At 61.4% G+C, this 18495-nt stretch carries 13 protein-coding genes and 1 pseudogene; 6 read left to right on the forward strand and 8 right to left on the reverse strand.

Translation table 11 applies throughout. The features are described from left to right. Window positions 1-57 precede the first annotated feature (57 nt). On the forward strand, window positions 58-318 hold the full coding sequence (locus AC1DX3_RS10945) for a GlsB/YeaQ/YmgE family stress response membrane protein (RefSeq protein ID WP_476989313.1): 261 nt from the start codon (window positions 58-60) through the stop codon (window positions 316-318). Window positions 319-351: 33 nt separating this feature from the next. Here AC1DX3_RS10945 and AC1DX3_RS10950 read toward each other — a convergent pair whose 3' ends face one another. The 8 genes from AC1DX3_RS10950 to carA all read right to left on the reverse strand — a co-directional run bounded on the left by AC1DX3_RS10950 (window position 352) and on the right by carA (window position 12189). Continuing rightward, on the reverse strand, window positions 352-1350 hold the full coding sequence (locus AC1DX3_RS10950; protein ID WP_476989314.1) for a mitochondrial fission ELM1 family protein: 999 nt from the start codon (window positions 1348-1350) through the stop codon (window positions 352-354). Between the two features lie 7 nt (window positions 1351-1357). Then, the gene (greA, locus tag AC1DX3_RS10955) at window positions 1358-1831 is read right to left on the reverse strand and encodes a transcription elongation factor GreA (RefSeq protein WP_476989315.1); all 474 of its coding nucleotides are present in this window, start codon (window positions 1829-1831) and stop codon (window positions 1358-1360) included. Window positions 1832-2042: 211 nt separating this feature from the next. Then, a complete protein-coding gene (locus AC1DX3_RS10960) occupies window positions 2043-4343 on the reverse strand; it encodes a DUF6311 domain-containing protein (protein WP_476989316.1) in 2301 nt (766 codons plus the stop codon). A gap of 289 nt (window positions 4344-4632) precedes the next feature. Continuing rightward, window positions 4633-5748: an MBL fold metallo-hydrolase gene (locus AC1DX3_RS10965; protein ID WP_476989317.1), complete on the reverse strand. Its 1116-nt coding sequence runs from the start codon at window positions 5746-5748 to the stop codon at window positions 4633-4635. A gap of 99 nt (window positions 5749-5847) precedes the next feature. Further along, the gene (locus AC1DX3_RS10970; protein WP_476989318.1) at window positions 5848-6867 is read right to left on the reverse strand and encodes a hypothetical protein; all 1020 of its coding nucleotides are present in this window, start codon (window positions 6865-6867) and stop codon (window positions 5848-5850) included. Continuing rightward, the gene (locus AC1DX3_RS10975) at window positions 6864-7454 is read right to left on the reverse strand and encodes a hypothetical protein (protein ID WP_476989319.1); all 591 of its coding nucleotides are present in this window, start codon (window positions 7452-7454) and stop codon (window positions 6864-6866) included. The genes AC1DX3_RS10970 and AC1DX3_RS10975 overlap by 4 nt, the downstream gene beginning before the upstream one ends. 36 nt (window positions 7455-7490) lie before the next feature. Next, window positions 7491-10784: a carbamoyl-phosphate synthase large subunit gene (gene carB / locus AC1DX3_RS10980; protein ID WP_476989320.1), complete on the reverse strand. Its 3294-nt coding sequence runs from the start codon at window positions 10782-10784 to the stop codon at window positions 7491-7493. 229 nt (window positions 10785-11013) lie between these two features. Beyond that, on the reverse strand, window positions 11014-12189 hold the full coding sequence (gene carA / locus AC1DX3_RS10985) for a glutamine-hydrolyzing carbamoyl-phosphate synthase small subunit (protein WP_476989321.1): 1176 nt from the start codon (window positions 12187-12189) through the stop codon (window positions 11014-11016). Between the two features lie 189 nt (window positions 12190-12378). Between carA and AC1DX3_RS10990 the strand changes: the two genes are divergently transcribed. The 5 genes and pseudogenes from AC1DX3_RS10990 (at window position 12379) to AC1DX3_RS11010 (ending at window position 18492) form a co-directional block, all read left to right on the forward strand. Then, the gene (locus AC1DX3_RS10990) at window positions 12379-14202 is read left to right on the forward strand and encodes an alkaline phosphatase family protein (RefSeq protein WP_476989322.1); all 1824 of its coding nucleotides are present in this window, start codon (window positions 12379-12381) and stop codon (window positions 14200-14202) included. A gap of 190 nt (window positions 14203-14392) precedes the next feature. Continuing rightward, a complete protein-coding gene (locus AC1DX3_RS10995; protein ID WP_476989323.1) occupies window positions 14393-14731 on the forward strand; it encodes an ArsR/SmtB family transcription factor in 339 nt (112 codons plus the stop codon). After that, a pseudogene (locus tag AC1DX3_RS11000) lies at window positions 14728-15162 on the forward strand (SRPBCC family protein). Before AC1DX3_RS10995 ends, AC1DX3_RS11000 begins: the two are co-directional and overlap by 4 nt. Continuing rightward, window positions 15159-15803, forward strand: coding sequence for a glutathione S-transferase family protein (locus AC1DX3_RS11005; RefSeq protein ID WP_476989324.1), 645 nt, complete (start codon window positions 15159-15161; stop codon window positions 15801-15803). The pseudogene AC1DX3_RS11000 and the gene AC1DX3_RS11005 overlap by 4 nt, the downstream one beginning before the upstream one ends. A 367-nt stretch (window positions 15804-16170) precedes the next feature. Further along, the gene (locus AC1DX3_RS11010; protein WP_476989325.1) at window positions 16171-18492 is read left to right on the forward strand and encodes a TonB-dependent receptor; all 2322 of its coding nucleotides are present in this window, start codon (window positions 16171-16173) and stop codon (window positions 18490-18492) included. Window positions 18493-18495: the final 3 nt, after the last annotated feature.

Below are 18495 nucleotides of genomic sequence, written 5' to 3' on the forward strand. Positions count from 1 at the left end.
GCGGTAATCTTGCTCTCGATCCGCACTTTGCGGGCTGTCAATATAAAGGGTACGAATATGCACGAACAACAGGTTGGATGGCTGCTGGCCATCATCGTCGGCGCCGTCGCCGGTTGGGCCGCCGAACAGATCATGAAGTCCAATCAAGGGCTTCTGATGAACATCATTATGGGTATTGTCGGCGCCATCGTCGCCAACGCTCTTTTCGCCATGATCGGTATCGGTTTCGGCGGTATTCTGGGTTACCTCATCGCCGGTATCGTCGGCGCCTGTATCCTGATCGCGGTCGGACGTATGCTCAGCGGTCGACGCGTCTAAGCGAAGACAATCTTGTTAGAAAGCGGCGAGGGCTCAGCCTTCGCCGCTTTTTTTGCGCCATAAACCGACGACATGCTCCGCCGCCCGTTCGGTCTCGCGCAGCGGCGGATAGGCCTCCCCGCGCAAGGTCCCATCGAACGGATGCGATACCCCGCGCGCCCGCAGCACTTCATGAAAATCCTCGAATTTCTCGCCCGACGACAGCGACCGCCGCTCCAGGCTGATGATCTGCACCGGCTTGCCTGTCGCCGCGGCCTCGGTCGCCATATTGACCGAATCCTCGGTGACCAGGAAACGGTCGGCGACGTGCAGGAAAGCGAAATAAGGGTTGCCGCCGTCGCCGTCCCAGATGATCCCCGGCACGTCCCGCAAGACCTCGGCAAAGACGGCGCGCGCCTCCTCGGGCGTCCGCCGCGACAGGGTCAGCAGCAGGCTGCCACCACTCTGGCTGATGGCGCCGTGAATCTCATGAGCGATAATTCCGGCCCGCCCGGCGTCGAGATCGAAGGCTTTCGACTTGCCGCCGATCAAAGCGGCCACGCGCGGCTGCGGCAGGGCTTCGATCCGCGCCCGCCACGTTGCATAATCCTGCGCCAAACGCTCGGCTGAAATCCGGTTGGTCGATCCGATCAGGGACAGGACATTGCCGCCCTCGACATGGTCGTGCTCCGGCGCGATGACCAGATCAAAAGCGTGGACATCCCATTTCGGATCCTGCAGCTGAACGACCATTGTCCGCCCGCCGGATCGCCCGCGCATCTGTACGCTGTGCGGAATGGTCGCCCGCCCCGCGGCGATCCAGATATCGGGCCAGGGCGCGCATAAGGGTTCGCTGCCCTTGGCCAACATGGCGTCTGGCCACAGCTTCAGCCCCGACGGCAGCCAGGCAAAGGCAGGCGCGTAGCGGATATGACGCGTCAAAACCGTGGCGGGAACGATCCTCGCCACGGCTTCCGCCAGTCCCAATACCTGATTTTGGATGCCCGCGCGCCCGTCCGACACGGCCCAGATGGTTATGGGGCGCGCCGTCATGTTTGCGTCAGATCCACTCGACCTTGAGGATTTCGTAGGCCTTGACGCCGCCGGGGGTCTGGACCTCGACGACATCGCCGACTTCCTTGCCGATCATGGCGCGCGACAGCGGCGACGACAGCGAGATCTTGCCCAGCTTGACGTCGGCCTCGTGGTCGCCCACGACCTGATAACGGCCTTCCTCGTCGGTGTCCTCGTCAACCACGGTAACCGTGGCGCCGAACTTGACATTACGGCCCGACAGCTTGGTGACATCGATCACCTGAGCACGGCTGATCCGGTCTTCGATGTCGGCAATCTGGCCTTCGACCCAACCTTGACGCTCTTTGGCAGCGTGATATTCGGCGTTTTCGGAGAGGTCGCCATGCTGGCGCGCTTCGCTGATCGCAGCGATAACGCTGGGCCGCTCAATCGACTTCAAACGCTTCAATTCATCGTCGAGAACCTGGTAGCCCGCGACGGTCATCGGCACTTTTTCCATGTGCGATTAGTATCTTTATCCACCCTGAGGAATGACAAAAAAACCCAACGGCGGTTGAGGGTGACTACAACCGGTCGGGCTAATGATTTAGCGATGAAAGACTCGAAACCCTGCGCGCTTCGCAGTGCACAAGATTAAGGTCCGCGCCCTTATAATTTGATTTTTGCAATTTTGGAAGAAGTTTGTTGCTGGGCGCCTTCCGCCCGGCAACTTACCCTTTCAGGGCCACTGTTGTGGCCGGCACAGGTATGGCCGTCGGATCGACCAAAGTCATGTTCATCAGCTTGATGCCGTAAGACGCCGCGTTGTCGATTTCGGGCGCCGCGCTTGACGACGAAGCCCCGCCACGGCCGGTCTTCGCGACCGGCTTGACGGCGGGCTCGTCACCCTTCGGCGTCTCGACTTCGAAGCGCACCTTGAGGGTTTCACCGCGCAGGACAGACGTCGGCAGGTGGATGACATTGTCGCTCACGGCGTGGCTGAGATCGATCGTCGACAGTTTGATACCGTTGACCAGGACATTGACCGTCACCGGCTTGTGGCTCATGGCGCGCAGCTTGAGATCCAGCGCTTTGGGCCGCGGCGTGTCGAAGGTGACATGCTTGATGGGAATGACCACGTCGGCCTGCGGGCCTTCGCTCCACACGCCGTTGGTGTCCGGACGCGACCAGTTATTGTCCAGCATGCAGGTGCCCTGGTCCAGCCAGCCGAAGCGGACCTGCGACTTGATCGGCGCCCACACGGGCTTCGGCAGGTCGATATCCTTGGCGGCGTCGGGCGGAATGATCCAGACACCGTCCAGCATGCGCAGACGTGGCTGCAGGCTGGCCGGCGCGTCGCACTGCTTGAGGAAGACGAACAGGTGGTCGCCATTGACGACGCCGCGCTTGAAGGCGTCCATGCCGGCTTCCTGATTGGCGATCTGAATAATGTTTTCGCGCGCCGCATACATGGTGTTGACCGGCTTGGTCTGCGACGTCGCGCGCCAGGTCAGCTCGTAGAACAGCTTGTCGTCGAAATGGACATTGGCCGGATAGAAGTCGATCCCCGACGCCTTCGTGACCAGCTCGTCCCACACCGGCGAAGGCGTCTTGTAAAACACCTGCGAACTGGCGGCCTGGCTGGTCGCCTTGCGCATGGCGGCCGAAAAGCCCTGCAGATCGTAGGCCTGTACCACCAGAACCAGCGGCAGCATGATGGCGATGGTCCGCGGACGGCTCTTGAACAGCACCACGAGCGCCGTCAACACCATGCAATAGGTGATCGGCCACACAAGCCGCCCCGACGCCCGCAACACGGCCAGCGGCCCGCCCAGGAAGTCCGGCACGCCGATCTTGAAGATGTCCATGCCGTAGAATTGCGGATGGTTCGACATGGCGATGATGAACAAGGCGACGAAGGGCAGGGTTAGCGGCTTGAGGCCGATCAGAAAACCCTTCGCCTGTTTGGCTTCCGGCGTCATGACATACAGCACGACCGCCGCCACGATCAGTACGATCAGGCCGAAACCGAGATATTGATAACCCTCGAACGACTGACCGGCATCCAGCGGCCAGGCGCGCAGGATCGACGAGAAGTTGGATTCGACCGGATTGAACCAGCCGTCGAGCGGGAAGGAATAGAAGCCGTAACCGCCGGCGCCGGGACTCATGCCCTTGGTGAAACTGCCGGCGATATAGAGCGCCAGGACGGCCCAGATGAACACAAACAGCGCGCGCAGGATCGTGTCGAAAATGACCTTGCGGTCCATCGCCTTGGCGGCCGGCACGAAACGCTTCAGCACGTCGCCGCCCCAGATCGCCGCCACCATGAACAGGATATAGGGGTGGATCATGCCGGTAATGCCCAGCAGCGCCGCATAGCCGCGCATCTTCGGCGCCCTGGCGAACCAGCTGCCCAGCCGGCGCCACACGCCCTTAGCTTCGGGATCGGCCAGTTCGTCGTCGCGGACATTGATGAACAGGTGCAACGCCCACAGGATCAGCCACTGCGCCACCAGGGTGTCGTGGCGCATGCGATAATACAGCATCGGCAGGGCCGACAGGGCAACCGCGCCGCCCAGGGCCGTCCACTTGCCCGGCGCGTGCGGCCGGATCAGCTTATAGGCAAAGATGACGTGCATGCAGACGCAGAACAGGAACCACGGCCCGATATACTGGAAATCCGCCGGCAAAAAGTCGCGGAACGGCTTGAAAATAAAGGCGAATAAAGGATTGGAATCGGTCGACACGATCGTATTGCCGACCGGTGCGCCCAAGAGGCTTTCGTGATTGAACGACGACCACGACACATGGCGGAAAGCGTTCCAACCCAGGACATGTTGCCCCCAATCGGCCTGCATCAACCAGCCGATTCGCGTCGGATTGACGACGTTCCAGTCGAAAAAGGCCGTGAACAGCAGCACCGGCGTCAGCACGCACAGCGCCGCGAACAGGCCGTTCTGCACCGGCGCCGGCAGCGATTTCAGGATGGCAAGAGGCTGGCTCAGAGAGCGCCAGTTGGGCAAACGCATGGTGTTTCGAACTCGGACGGAGGCTTGTTGTCGCAAGGCACCTGCATGGCTCGTACCACTACGCCGGTCGCCGCTTATTTTCGGACCTTTTGCCCGGAGGTAACGGCGCTTTTATGGCAAGCTGCAGGGCTCACTTTATTGCGGCGCAATCATAGCTGATTTGCACAACTTCACAAGAGCGTGATCCAGTGACATTTTGTTACGACAAGGGGGCGAGCTCCCTTGTCCCGTTACTGACGCTTGACGGGGCCGGTTCACCCTGACGCGACGGTGGGTGCTGCGTCCCGCGTTAGCTAACGGCGAAGGTGATCCTGTTACCGACATAGGGCCGGATCACCTTGTCGGGCATGAGGCGCTGAGCCTCAGCGATAAACACCTCGCCCGTACAATGCATCGGGATGATATAGGTCGGGTCGATTGCGACCATGGCCTGGGCCGTCTGCCGCGCTTCGTCCTCGGTCCTGGGTTTGACCAGATGGAAGCCGCCGACGACCGCGTGCACCTTGTCGATCCCCGATATCGCCTGGGCGCGTCTGATCGAATTCAGTACGCCACGATGCCCGCACGACACAATCACCACGAGGCCCAGGCCCTTTACGGCGTAACAGGTCGCCAGTTCGTGCTCGCCATCGTCGGGCAATTGTTCGACATCCCGCTTGGCCGCCGACAGCAATCGCGCTTCGCAACCGATGCCTGGCCGCATCTGCGTCGGAATGGCCGTCCGCTCGGTGGTTTCAAGCGGGATGATACCGGTGGTGAAAGCCTGATCGACAAGAATGGACGGTTCTGGACGAATTTCGACATCGAATCCCGCCTTGGCCAACTCCGACCGGTCGAGTGCGCCCATGATGCGTGGCGACTTGTCGATCATGGCCAGGCGTTCGCAAAAGGTTTCTTCGCCGCCGGCAATAAACGGCACGTGGCGGTCTTTCTTGACGGCATTGGCAAACAGCCCGGGAAAGCCGCCGTAGTGATCCAGGTGGCCATGGCTAAGGACCGTCGCGTCGATCTGATGCGGATCGATGCCCAGCAAAGCCAGGTTATTGGCCAGGGCCTCCGGCGTATAACCGAAGTCGACCAAGACCCGGCGCGTCTGACCGCCCATGGACGATTCCGCCAGCAGCGAGAGGCCGAACTCGCCCCACAGTGCCTTGCGCGACATATGACCGTCCGCGGTGACCGGCGCCGTGCCGGTGTGGCGCTCGACGTGCAGACCCGGACGGATTATATCGTCGAGAAACGGCCCGAAGGTTGCCGCGTCGACAACCACTTGAATGGCGACACTGTCGACCTGCGGCACGGCCAATGCTGGGCTGGCCACGACCGGAGCGACCATGGCGCCTGCCACAACCGCACCGGAGCCGGCCAGAAATGCGCGGCGATGAACAAACGAAGACCGATGCATAATCTTACCTCGCAGAACTGTGTTCCACGGAATTATCAGAGAAAGCGGTCGGTCTCAATACGGATTACGCGTAAGCCAGGCCCTTATATTCCTGCAGGCCTACGGTTCGCCGGCCGGCCACTTGCCATGGGCTTGGAGCCAGGCCCGCACCTTTGTCTGATGATCGAATTTCGCAGCATTGACAAGAGAGGCCAGAGTTTCCGGGTCGCTGATATCGGCGCCGGCCTCCAGAAGAATGACAATCGTGTCTTCATCATAGGCTCCGAAGACACCAACCGCGGGCGAGGCATTGTCTGTCTTGCCATTTACCTCGGCGCCGTGTGCGATCAGCCAGCGTAGCCAGTCGTCAGCTGCCGAATTGGCGGCGTGGTTCAGAACGCTGTCACCGAAAGTATCGCGGCTGTTGATATCGGCGCCGGCATTCAGCAGGCTTTGTGTAATTGCAATTAAGGCTTGCTGATCGTCCGCCCGGCTTGAAGGGCGAACGAAGGTAATAATGGGGTCTACCTGCTGCGTCGCATCGTTGCGGCGAATGATCAAGGCCGGTTTAAAAGCCAAAATGCGGTCCACCATGGCCGGCGATCCGGACTGCACGGCGTGGGCCAGGGCTCGGGTAACGCGCGAACGGTCTACCTTGCCGTTGTCAAGAAATGCACCATCATCGATCAGCTCGTTTGCCATGGCAAAGCGTCGTCCGCTGATGGCGGCGTTCAGCAGCGAAGCGTCGAACGGATAACCGCGGACGACACGGTCCTGCGGCGCGCCGCGTGCCATCAGGTCGGCCGCCAGGCTGTCCGGTGCCTTGGGATCGGCGATTACATTCATCAAAAGCTCGGCGGCCTTGGGCGATCTGAAATCGAAACCGCTCATTGCCAGCTCTGCGACCGTGTCCTCACTGGTGTCGGCCCATATTTTTGCGTTGGAGAGGTCGTAAATCTTCCAAAACAAACGCGCACCCGCGAGTGGCACACCTTCTCCACCGTCGTCATTCAGTGATTTAGATCGCCCGCCTAAAGTTATTCCGACTGTCGAGAAAGAAGGGCCATCAACCACGTAAGCGGACAAGGGATAGGTATCCCGCAACGACCAGAAATCGGCACCTTTGGCCGCTTGTATCATGGCATCAACCTTGGCCGGTCGATATGATAGGTCTGTCGACCCCAGAAAGAGCCAAAGCCACCATCATAAACGACGGTGCCGTCGCCCTTGATAGTCATATCGAATCCAGGTGGCTGAATAAGGTGAGGTTGCCAACCGACCGTAATGACGGCCTGTGAAACATCTCCCTCGGGCGGCATGACATGATAAGGCGGGCGTTCTTCCTCGTTTTTATATCCCTCGAAAAATACCGGTTTGGCCGAGCCATCGACCACAAAGGGTGTAAAGCGCCAGTCCACCATGCTGTCGAAATAGGACTGCCGTTGCGGCGTCATGTCGAAGGCCGTGTCATCGTATTTCGAGCCCGGCGTCACGCAGGAAACCAGGCCCTGTTCGTCGACTACGTAGCGATAGCTAAAGCCGAAGGCTTTCCGGGTGTCGAAAGCATAGACGATGGATTCGGGCGGCGGCGTCAGCCGGTGCGCATTACGTTCCATGGAAGGGCTGGCCAGCCCATCCGTTACCTTGTCGTCACAAAGCGGCAGAGCTGACGCCGTCGCGGCGCAGCCCATGCCTCCCAATGCCAGGAAAAGCGCTAATGCCCGCATCCTTATGCCCCCACGGTTTTGCGGAAGGATAAAGGCTTACGCGTACGCCTGCAAGGCCCGCACATCGAGCTCTTCCTTCGAACCGCTGGCGATGGCGCGTGCCGCCGCCACGGCGCCCGAAGCCGTCGTGTAATAAGGGATTTTCATCATCAGGGTCGTGCGGCGGATCGAGAACGAGTCGGCCAGCGACTGCTTGCCTTCGGTGGTGTTGAACACCAACGCGATCTCACCGTTCTTGATGGCGTCCAATATATTGGGACGGCCTTCCAGCACCTTCTTGATCCGTTCTACCCCGAGCCCCTGCGACGCCAGATAGTCGCACGTACCGCCGGTCGCCACGACGCGGAAACCGAGGCCCAGCAGCGTGCGGATCGGCTCGACGATCACCGGCTTGTCGGCATCCTTGACCGAGACGAACACCGTGCCCGACTGCGGCAAGGTCACACCGGCGCCCAGTTGCGACTTGGCGAAGGCACGCGAAAACGCATCGATCATCTCTTCGCCGTCGCGCACCCAATCCAGCCCCATGACCTCGCCGGTCGACCGCATTTCAGGCCCCAGCACCGTGTCGACATTAGCAAAGCGCGCGAACGGGAAGACGGCTTCCTTGACGGCGACATGGCGATAATCGCGCGGCTTCAGTCCGAAACTGGCCAGCGGCACGCCGGCCATCACCTTGGCGGCGATCCCGGCCAGAGGCTGGCCCAGGGTCTTGGCGACGAAGGGCACGGTCCGCGACGCCCGCGGATTGACTTCCAATACGAAGATTTCCGGCGTTGCCGAATACGGCTCGAGGATGGCGAACTGCACGTTCATCAGCCCGCGCACCTTCAAGGCCCGCGCCAGCTCGACCGTCTGGCGTTCCAGTTCCTTAACCGTCTCCGGCTTCAGCGAAAACGGCGGCAGCGAACAGGCCGAGTCGCCCGAGTGCACGCCGGCCTCTTCGATATGTTCCATGATGCCGGCCACGAATACGTCCGTGCCGTCGGCCAGGGCGTCGGCGTCGACCTCGATGGCCGCCGACAGGTACTGGTCGATCAGCACCGGCGAGTCGCCCGATACCTGCACGGCTTCGCGCACATAACGCGTCAGTTGCTCGTCATCGCGGATGATTTCCATCGCCCGGCCGCCCAGGACATAGGACGGCCGGATAACGATGGGATAGCCGACCTCGTGCGCCGCCTTGAAGGCCTCTTCCGGCGTCCGCGCAATGGCATTGATCGGCTGTGTCAGGTTGATGTCGCGCAGCAGATGCTGGAAGCGCTCGCGGTCCTCGGCCAGGTCGATAGCATCAGGCGAGGTGCCCAAAATCGGAATACCTTCGTCCTCCAGGGCTTGCGCCAGCTTCAATGGCGTCTGGCCACCGAACTGCACGACCACGCCAATCAACTCGCCCTTCGACATCTCGACATGGATCAGTTCCAGCACGTCTTCGGCCGTCAACGGCTCAAAATACAGGCGGTCAGAGGTGTCGTAATCGGTCGACACGGTTTCGGGATTGCAGTTGACCATGATGGCCTCGACGCCGATGTCCTTGAAGGCAAAGGCAGCGTGACAGCAGCAATAGTCGAACTCGATGCCCTGGCCGATGCGGTTGGGACCGCCGCCCAGGATGATCGCCTTCTTCCGCCCCGTCGGCTCGGCCTCGCATTCCGGGATCTGGCCCAAGGCGCCCGATTCATAGGTCGAATACATATAAGCGGTGTTCGAAGCGAACTCCGCGGCGCAGGTATCGATGCGCTTGTAAACCGGACGGACGCCGGCCTCCTGACGCGTTTTGCGCACCTCTTTTTCCGGCGTGCCGGTGAGAACGCTCAGACGCTTGTCCGAAAAACCCATGGCTTTGAGCGCGCGCAAGGCTTGCGCCGAGGCCGGCAAGCCCAGGGTCTTCAGCTTGGCTTCTTCCGAGACGATGGTTTCGATCTGGCGCAGGAACCACGGCTCATAGCTCGACGCCGCCTGGATATCCTCGACTGTCAAACCGTGGCGGAAGGCCTGGGCGATGACCCGCAAACGGTCGGGCGTGGCAATGCCCAACTGGCGGATCACTGCTTCGCGCACGGCCCACGGCTCGACGTCCTTGACGCCCGGAATATCGATCTCGTCAAAGCCCGACAGGCCGGTTTCCAGCCCGCGCAGGGCCTTCTGTACCGACTCGGCAAAGGTCCGTCCGATGGCCATGACCTCGCCGACGCTCTTCATCGAGGTCGACAGGACGGCTTCGCTGCCGGGATATTTCTCAAAGGCGAAACGCGGAATCTTGGTGACGATATAGTCGATCGACGGTTCGAACGAAGCCGGCGTCACCTGGGTGATGTCATTGCTCAACTCATCCAGCGTGTAACCAACCGCCAGCTTGGCGGCGATCTTGGCGATCGGGAAGCCGGTGGCCTTCGACGCCAAAGCCGACGACCGCGACACGCGCGGGTTCATTTCGATGACGACCATGCGGCCATCGGCGGGATTCAAGGCGAACTGGACATTGGAACCGCCGGTTTCGACGCCGATTTCACGCAGCACGGCGATCGAGGCCGTCCGCATGATCTGGTATTCCTTGTCGGTCAGGGTCAGAGCCGGCGCCACGGTGATCGAATCCCCCGTGTGGACGCCCATCGGGTCGATGTTTTCGATCGAACAGACGATGATGCAATTGTCGGCGGTGTCGCGCACCACCTCCATCTCGTATTCCTTCCACCCCAGCACCGATTCTTCGATCAGCACTTCGGTGGTCGGCGACAGGTCGAGACCGCGTTCTACGATCTCGCGGAACTCTTCCATGTTGAAGGCGATACCGCCGCCGGTGCCGGCCAGGGTAAAGGACGGGCGGATAACTGCCGGCAAGCCGATAAACGGCTGGGCTTCCAGGGCTTCATCCATGGTGTGGACGGCGCGCGACTTCGGCGATTCCAGGCCCAGCTTATCCATGGCGTCACGGAACTTCTGCCGGTCCTCGGCCTTGTCGATGACCTCGGCCTTGGCGCCGATCATCTCGACATTGTACTTCTTCAGCACGCCCGACGCGTCCAGCGCCAGGGCCGTATTGAGCGCCGTCTGGCCGCCCATGGTCGGCAAAAGCGCGTCCGGGCGTTCCTTGGCGATGATCTTCTCGACGAATTCCGGTGTGATCGGCTCGATATAGGTGGCGTCGGCGACATCGGGATCGGTCATGATCGTCGCCGGGTTCGAATTGACCAGGATGATCCGGTAACCTTCCTGACGCAGCGCCTTGCACGCCTGGACGCCGGAATAGTCGAACTCACAGGCTTGGCCAATCACGATGGGCCCGGCGCCGATAATGAGGATGGACTTGATATCTGTGCGTTTGGGCATCGTCGTCTTTCGTACACAAAAGCGCCTGAGACAGGCGCAAGCAAAATGCGGGCTGTGAATCACAGTCCTGCTAGGAAACGAGCCGTTCCGGCTCTGCATGTTTTATGGCTAAGCGGGTGCTTTAGAGCCTATGGCCCCGTGACGCAACCCTCAATTTTAACGAATCGGCGCTGTCTTTTCATGGACTTGCCGGAAACCCGGCACAGCCGCGGACAGCGCCGCCTGAATCCTATGCCGGCACCTTGGCCTCGCGCATATTTTGGGCAAAGCGCTCGAACAGGTACAGCGAATCGACGGGACCGGGCGAGGCTTCCGGGTGGTGCTGGACGCTGAACACCGGCTTGCCTGTCAAAGCGATCCCGCAGTTAGACCCATCGAACAACGACACGTGGGTCTCGACGACACCCTCGGGCAGGCTGTCACGATCGACAGCGAAGCCGTGGTTCATCGACACGATCTCGACCTTGTCGGTGGTGATGTCCTGAACCGGGTGGTTGGCGCCATGGTGGCCTTGCGCCATCTTGATCGTCTTGGCGCCGACCGCCAGGGCCAGCATCTGGTGCCCCAGGCAAATGCCGAAGATCGGTACGCCGGCTTTAATCAACTGTTGAATCTCCGGCACGGCATACTCGCCCGTCGCCGCCGGATCGCCCGGACCATTGGACAAAACGACACCGTCCGGACGCATGGCCAGAATCTCCGCGGCCGAAGTCTTGGCCGGCACGATTTTCACATCGGCGCCAATATCGACAATGGCGCGCAGGATGTTCTGCTTGACGCCGTAATCGATGACCACGACCTTGAAGTCATGCTTCTTTCCGTCTTCATAGCCTTGCGGCCATTGCCACAGGTCGGTGCGATAATCGGCCGATTGCGCGCTGGTCGCATCTAAAGCCAGATCCAGACCGTTCAATCCTGCCCACGCCTTCGCCCGCGCCGTCAAGGCTTCCAAATCGAATGTACCGGTCGGCGAATGGGCGATAACGCCGTGCGGCATGCCGTGGTCGCGGATGCGCTTGGTCAGGGCGCGCGTATCGATCCCGGCCAGGGCGACAATGCCGCGCGCCTTCAACCAGTCCTCGAAACTCATCTCGGAACGCCAATTGGCCGGCGGTGTTGGCACGTCGCGAAAGATGGCGCCCTTGGCGGCGCGCTTGGGGTCATTGCCCAGTTGCTCGACGTCGTCAACATTGACTCCGACATTGCCGATATGGGGAAATGTGAAGGCGACGATCTGTTCCATATAGGACGGATCGGTGAGGATTTCCTGGTAACCGGTCATGGCCGTATTGAAACAGACCTCGCCCAGAGCCTCGCCGGTGGCGCCGCAGCCTATGCCTTGAAACACGGTCCCGTCAGCCAGGACCAGTACCCCCGTGCAACCTGGCAGCAATTCGGATGTCATGGTTCGGCTCCTAAAATCTGAAATAAAGACTCGGCGCGACCCTGCGCGCAAACGGCCGGACACATACGGATAAGGAACCTCGGGATCAAGTGTTAATTCCCCATCTCCCTTCACGGTTTGTGTGCGTCTTCGTCACAGCACTGTCATGGAGCGGTCCTAGAAGGGCGCCATCCTTGTCCGGAGACTGCCATGAAATTCGCTCCTGCCGCGCTGGCCCTGTCGGCCCTTCTTGCCCAACCCGTCCTGGCGCAGGAAGCCAAACCGCACAATGTCATTATCTTCGTCGCCGACGGCCTGCGCTCCGGCATCGTCAATGACGACAATGCCCCGACCTTCGCCGCCATCCGCCGCGACGGCGTCGACTTCCACAATTCGCATTCGGTCTATCCGACTGTCACCACGGTCAACGCCTCGGCGATCGCCACCGGCCACGGCATCGGCGACACCGGTGAATTCTCCAACAACATGTATCTCGGCCTGCCGCCGCTGAAGTCCGCTTATAACAGCCTGATCGGCGACATGGAGGACGACGGCGTCCTGCTCGAATACAACAGCCTGATGGGCGGCAACTATCTCAACGAAATAAGCCTGCTGGCCGCGGCGCGCGCCAAGGGCTACAACACCGCCGCCATCGGCAAGGAAGGCCCCATCCTGATCCAGGACCTGGCCGCCGGCGACGGCAAATCGACCATCATTATCGACGACGAAACCGGCTCCAAATCGCCCAACCACGTGCCGATCAGCGACGACGTCAAGGCCGCCATCGCGGCGGCCGGCCTCGATGCCCGCACCCCCGACCGCGGCCTCAACGGCTGGGGCGGCGCCTACAACATGCCGGGCGTCCAGGTGCCTAACAAGCAGCAGCAGGATTGGTTCGTCGGCGTCGCCACCAAGGCCGTGTTGCCGAAATTCGCCGCCGACGGCAAACCCTTCGCCCTGGTCTACTGGTCGCGCGACCCTGACGGCACCCAGCATAATGAAGGCGACAGCCTGAATGAACTGACGCCCGGCATTAACGGACCGACCAGTATGTCTGCTATTCGCAATGCGTCTGACAATCTTCAGGCCTTGATCGACACGCTGAAATCGCTCGGCCTCTACGACACGACCGACATTATCGTCACCGCCGACCACGGCTTCGCCACCATCTCCAAGCAATCCAAGACCGCCGCGGCGACAAAGATGAACTTCTCCGCCGATACCCTCCCGGGCTATCTGCCGTTGGGCTATGTCGCCATCGACATCGCCAAGACGCTCGGCATGAAGATCTGGGACGCCAACGGCCTGGAAATCGATCTGAAGGTCGATCACCCACACGGCGGCGCCTTGCTCGGCAATGACCCGAAACATCCCGACGTGATGATCGTCAGCGGCGGCGGCTCCGACATCATCTATCTTGACCAGGCGAAGGCCACGACCCTGGCGCCCAAGATCATCGCCGCTCTGTCGCAACAGGATTATACCGGCGGCCTGTTCGCCGACGACAGCCTAGGCGATATCCCGGGCGCTTTGAAATTCTCCGACATCGGCCTGACCGGCTCCAGCAAGACGCCGCGCCCGGCCATCTATATCAGCTTCAAGACCTTCTCGACCGGCTGCGCCGATCCGGAACTGTGCGCCGTGGTCGTCGCCGACGGCGCCCAGCAGCAAGGGCAGGGGACCCACGGTTCCTTGAGCCGCGCCGAAAGCCACAACTTCATGGCCGCCATCGGTCCCGACTTCAAGACGGGCTTCGTCGATAGCGCGCCGATCTCCAATGCCGACCTGGCCCCAACCTTGGCCCACATCCTCGGCCTCGACCTCCCGGCGCAAGGATCGCTCACCGGCCGCATCGCCACCGAAGCCCTGAAGGATGGCGGCGACGCCGGCCAGAGCGAACCCGTCACCAAACGCTCGCAGCCGGCCGCCAACGGCTTCGTCACCATCCTCGAAGCCCAAGCCTTCGCCGGCAAGACTTATTTCGACGCCGCCGGCATGCCCGGCCGCGTCGTCGGCCTGAAATCTCAAAACTAAAGCTATCGAAAGCCCTTCTATCTTCCCCTCGCCCCTTTCAAGGGGAGAGGGTGGCAGGCTTCAGCCTGCCGGGTGAGGGGTCCTTTATTAAGGCCACCGATTCAGGTTGAAAACATGCTGCGATGGCTCCTTCAGTCACTGGGAAGCCAACCTCTTGACTCTGCCCACGCTTTCCGCAATACTTCACTACATGGTGAAGTATCAATTATCCGACATCGACCGTACATTCTCAGCCCTGGCCGATCCCACGCGCCGGGCCATCCTCCTGCGCCTCAAGGATGAACCCGGCCTGTCCGTCACCGACATCGCCCAGCCGTTATCGCTCAAACTCCCAGGCCTGATGAAACACCTCGACGTCCTGTCCGACGCCGGCCTGATCACCCGCGCCAAGACCGGTCGCACCGTCTCGGTCAATATCGCCACCGGCCCCATGCAGGAAGCGATGGCCTGGCTCAGCCGCTATGAAAACCTGTGGACGGTCAGCCTCGACCGCCTCGTTGCCCTCGTTGAAAAGGACGACCAACCATGACCCTGCCCAGCGTCACCATCGTACGCCGCATCAAGGCCGCCCCCGCCAGAGTGTGGGCCGCCATCACCGAGCCCAAACTTATGCTGCAATGGTGGGGCCCCGACGCCGGCCCGACCCTCAAGGCCGAGGCCGATGTCCGCCCGGGTGGCCGCTTCAGCATCGTGTTCCGCCTGCTCAACGGCGATTAGCACAACCCGACCGGTGTCTATCGGGAAGTGACCCCGGACAAGAAGCTCGTCTTCACCTGGGAATGGCCCGGCTCGGCGGAACGCGAATCCCTCGTCACCTTCCTGCTCAGACCGCTCGATGGCGGCACCGAACTGACCCTGATCCACGAACAGCTTCCCGACGAAGCCGCCCGTGAAAGCCACCACCTGGGCTGGAGCGGCTGGTTCGACAAACTCGATACTTTCCTCGGAGATCCCGCATGACCGACATCGTCCTCACCACCTACGACTGGGTTCCCGACATGCCGCGCGGCTTTGTCCGCGACCTGCGCGTCCGTTGGGCCCTGGAAGAGGCCGGCTTGCCCTATCGCGTCCAAAGCACACCGTTTCACGATCGCGGCCCCGAGCACCTCGCCCACCAACCCTTCGGCCAGATACCGTGGCTGACCGACGGCGACCTGTCGATCTTCGAGAGCGGCGCCATCCTGCTCCACCTCGGCGAACTGAGCGACAAACTGATGCCCGCCGATCCGCGCGGCCGCAGCGACGTCAAGGAGTGGCTGTTCGCAGCGCTCGCCTCCGTCGAGGCCGCCAGCCAACCCTGGTCCTTCTTCATGTTCTCCGGCGATACGGCAGAAAACCCGATGCGCAAGTTTTTCGACGGCTTCCTCGAAACCCGCTTGAAGCACATGGAGACCGTCCTCGCCGCCCGCGAATGGCTGGTCGGGACCTTCTCCATTGCCGACATCCTCATGGCGGACGTGCTGCGTCTCGTCGATCGCTTCGGCGGCCTGAAAACCTATCCCGCTTGCAGCGCCTATGTCGCCCGCGCCACGGCCCGCCCGGCCTTCGTCAAGGCCCACGCCGACCAAATGGCCCACTTCGCCGCCGCCGACCCGGCATAATATTATTGGGTCACAACTTACTTCCCCTCGCCCCTTTTAAGGGGAGAGGGTGGGCCGCAGGCCCGGGTGAGGGGTTTTTTCTTTAGGCCACCGAATTCAATCTGAAAGTAACTCGCCCTAGATGCGGTGGTGGGTATCCTCGCTATCGGTGTGCCAACGTCGCCACCCTCCGTCTTTCACCTCACCTGTGATCACAAAACCACAGGTTCGCTCATCGCAACCCCTTATCCCACAACCTTTTCCGCCTTGTCGCAAAAGCTTTTTCGCTTCGACACAGTCCCGTCTGAAAACCTTGCTCAAACTGTCATCAATGCCGGTTACCAGCCCCAACCCATGAAGCACTGGAGCTTCGTCTTGGGGATATGAAATGAAACTCGCACTGTTATCGGGCGTCGCACTGGCCGCCTTCCTGACCGCCGGCCTCGTCCACGCAGAGGACGTGGCCCCCGCCGCGGCCCCGGCCACCGACGTGTCCGCCGATACCGCCGAACCTACCGAAGTCGTCGTCTTCGGTCGCGGCCAGAGCCGCCAAACTCAGGCCGTCAAGGCCGACGACATCACCCGCGCCGCACCGGGCACCAGCCCGCTGAAAGTCCTCAACAAACTGCCGGGCGTTTCCTTCCAATCGGCCGATCCGTTCGGCGCCTATGAATGGTCGACCCGCATCTCGGTCCGTGGTTTCAACCAAAGCCAGATGGGCTTCACGCTCGACGGCGTCACGCTCGGCGACATGAGCTATGGCAACTATAACGGCCTGCACATCTCGCGCGCCATCATCAACGAAGACATTGCCCGCGCCGACCTGTCCCAAGGCGCCGGCTCGCTCGATTCGGCGACTTCGTCGAACATGGGCGGCACCTTGAAGTTCATCTCGCGCGATCCGTCGACCACCATGGGCGGCGAGCTGGACGGCACGCTGGGCAGCGACGCCATGCACCGCGTCTACGGTCGTTTTGAGACCGGCTCGATCGACGCCCTGGGCGGCCTGCGCGCCTATGTCTCGGCCGTCGACATGAAGACCGACAAGTGGAAGGGCGGCGGCGAACAACGCGCCCAGCAGCTCGACGCCAAGGCCGTGTTGCCGATCGGTGAGGGTTCGCTGTCGGCCTTCGTCAACCATTCCGAACGCCGCGAGCAGGATTATCAGGACATGTCGTTCGAGATGATCAACCGCCTCGGCTATAACTGGGACAATTTCCAGCCGGATTGGGCGACTGCCCAGGCCGTCGCCAAGGATTACCAGCAAGGCCTGCCTTTCCCCGGCAACATCACCTCAGTCGACGACGCCTATTATTATGGCGCCGGCGTCCGTAACGACACCCTGTCCGGCATCAAGCTCGACATGCCGGTCTCGGACACGATCCGCTTCAGCGGCCAGGTCTATCACCACACGAACGAAGGCCAGGGCCTGTGGGTGACGCCCTACCTGCCGTCGCCGGGCGTCTCCTATTCGCCCTTCTATAACGCCGCCTCGCCGTCGTCGGACAATGCCTACACCTCGATCCGCACCACCGAATACGATATCAACCGTACCGGCGTCATCGGCGGCGTGACCTTCGATCTCGGCGCCCATCAGGTCTCGGCCGGCTTCTGGTTGGAAGACAACGACTTCAACCAGGCCCGCCGCTTCTACGGCGAAACCCTGGCCGCCCCGCATCGCGACAGCCTGGGCTTCCAGAAGAACCCCTTCTATACCCAGTGGGAATACGCCTTCAACACCAGGACGACCCAGGCCTATGTCCAGGACGTCTGGACCGTCACCGACGCCCTGAAGCTGAACTTCGGCTTCAAGTCGCTGGAAACCAGGAACACGGTCCATCAAACGGTCGGCGGCACCATCGACGCCAAATTGACCTCAAAGGACACCTTCCTGCCCCAGCTCGGCGCCGTCTATAAGATCAATTCCAACTACGAACTGTTCGGCTCCTACGCCGAAAACATGGACGCCTACGTGTCCGCCGCCACCAGCGGCCCCTTCAGCTCGCAATCGCAAACCAATATCGACTTTGTCCGCGATCACCTGAAGCCGGAAACCTCCCAGACCCTCGAAGGCGGCCTGCGCTTCAACTTCCCGAACTTCCAGGGCGTCGCGGCTGTCTATAACGTCAAATTCGACAACCGTATCTTGGCGGTCACGCAAGGCCCGGGCATCCAGGGTAATGCCCCGGTGCTATCGAACGTCGGCGGCGTGAAGACGCAAGGGTTGGAACTGGCCGGCAGCTACCGCTTCTCGTCGGCCTGGAAGCTCTATGCCGCCTATAGCTACAACGACTCGAAGTATGAAGACGACGTCCACTATGTCGATGCCGCCGGCAACCCGCAAACCACGCCGACCCACGACAAGACGGTCGTCAACTCGCCGAAGAACCTGCTCAAGACGGAACTGAGCTACGACAACGGCGCCCTGTTCGCGACGCTCGGTGCCAGCTACACCGACAAGCGCTTCTACACCTACACCAATATCGGTGGTGAAGTGCCGTCCAGCACGATCAGCGACCTCAGCGTCGGCTATCGTTTCGCCTCGGTCGGCACGACGGTCCAGCTCAACGTCACCAACCTGACGGACGAGCGTTATATCTCGACCATCGGCTCCAACGGCTTCGTCAACAGCGACGCTTCGAACAACAACCAAACCATCCTGACCGGCGCCCCGCGTCAGTTCTTCCTGGCGGTCCGCAAGACCTTCTAAGGA

The organism is Asticcacaulis sp. P2_B1 (genome assembly GCF_056404915.1).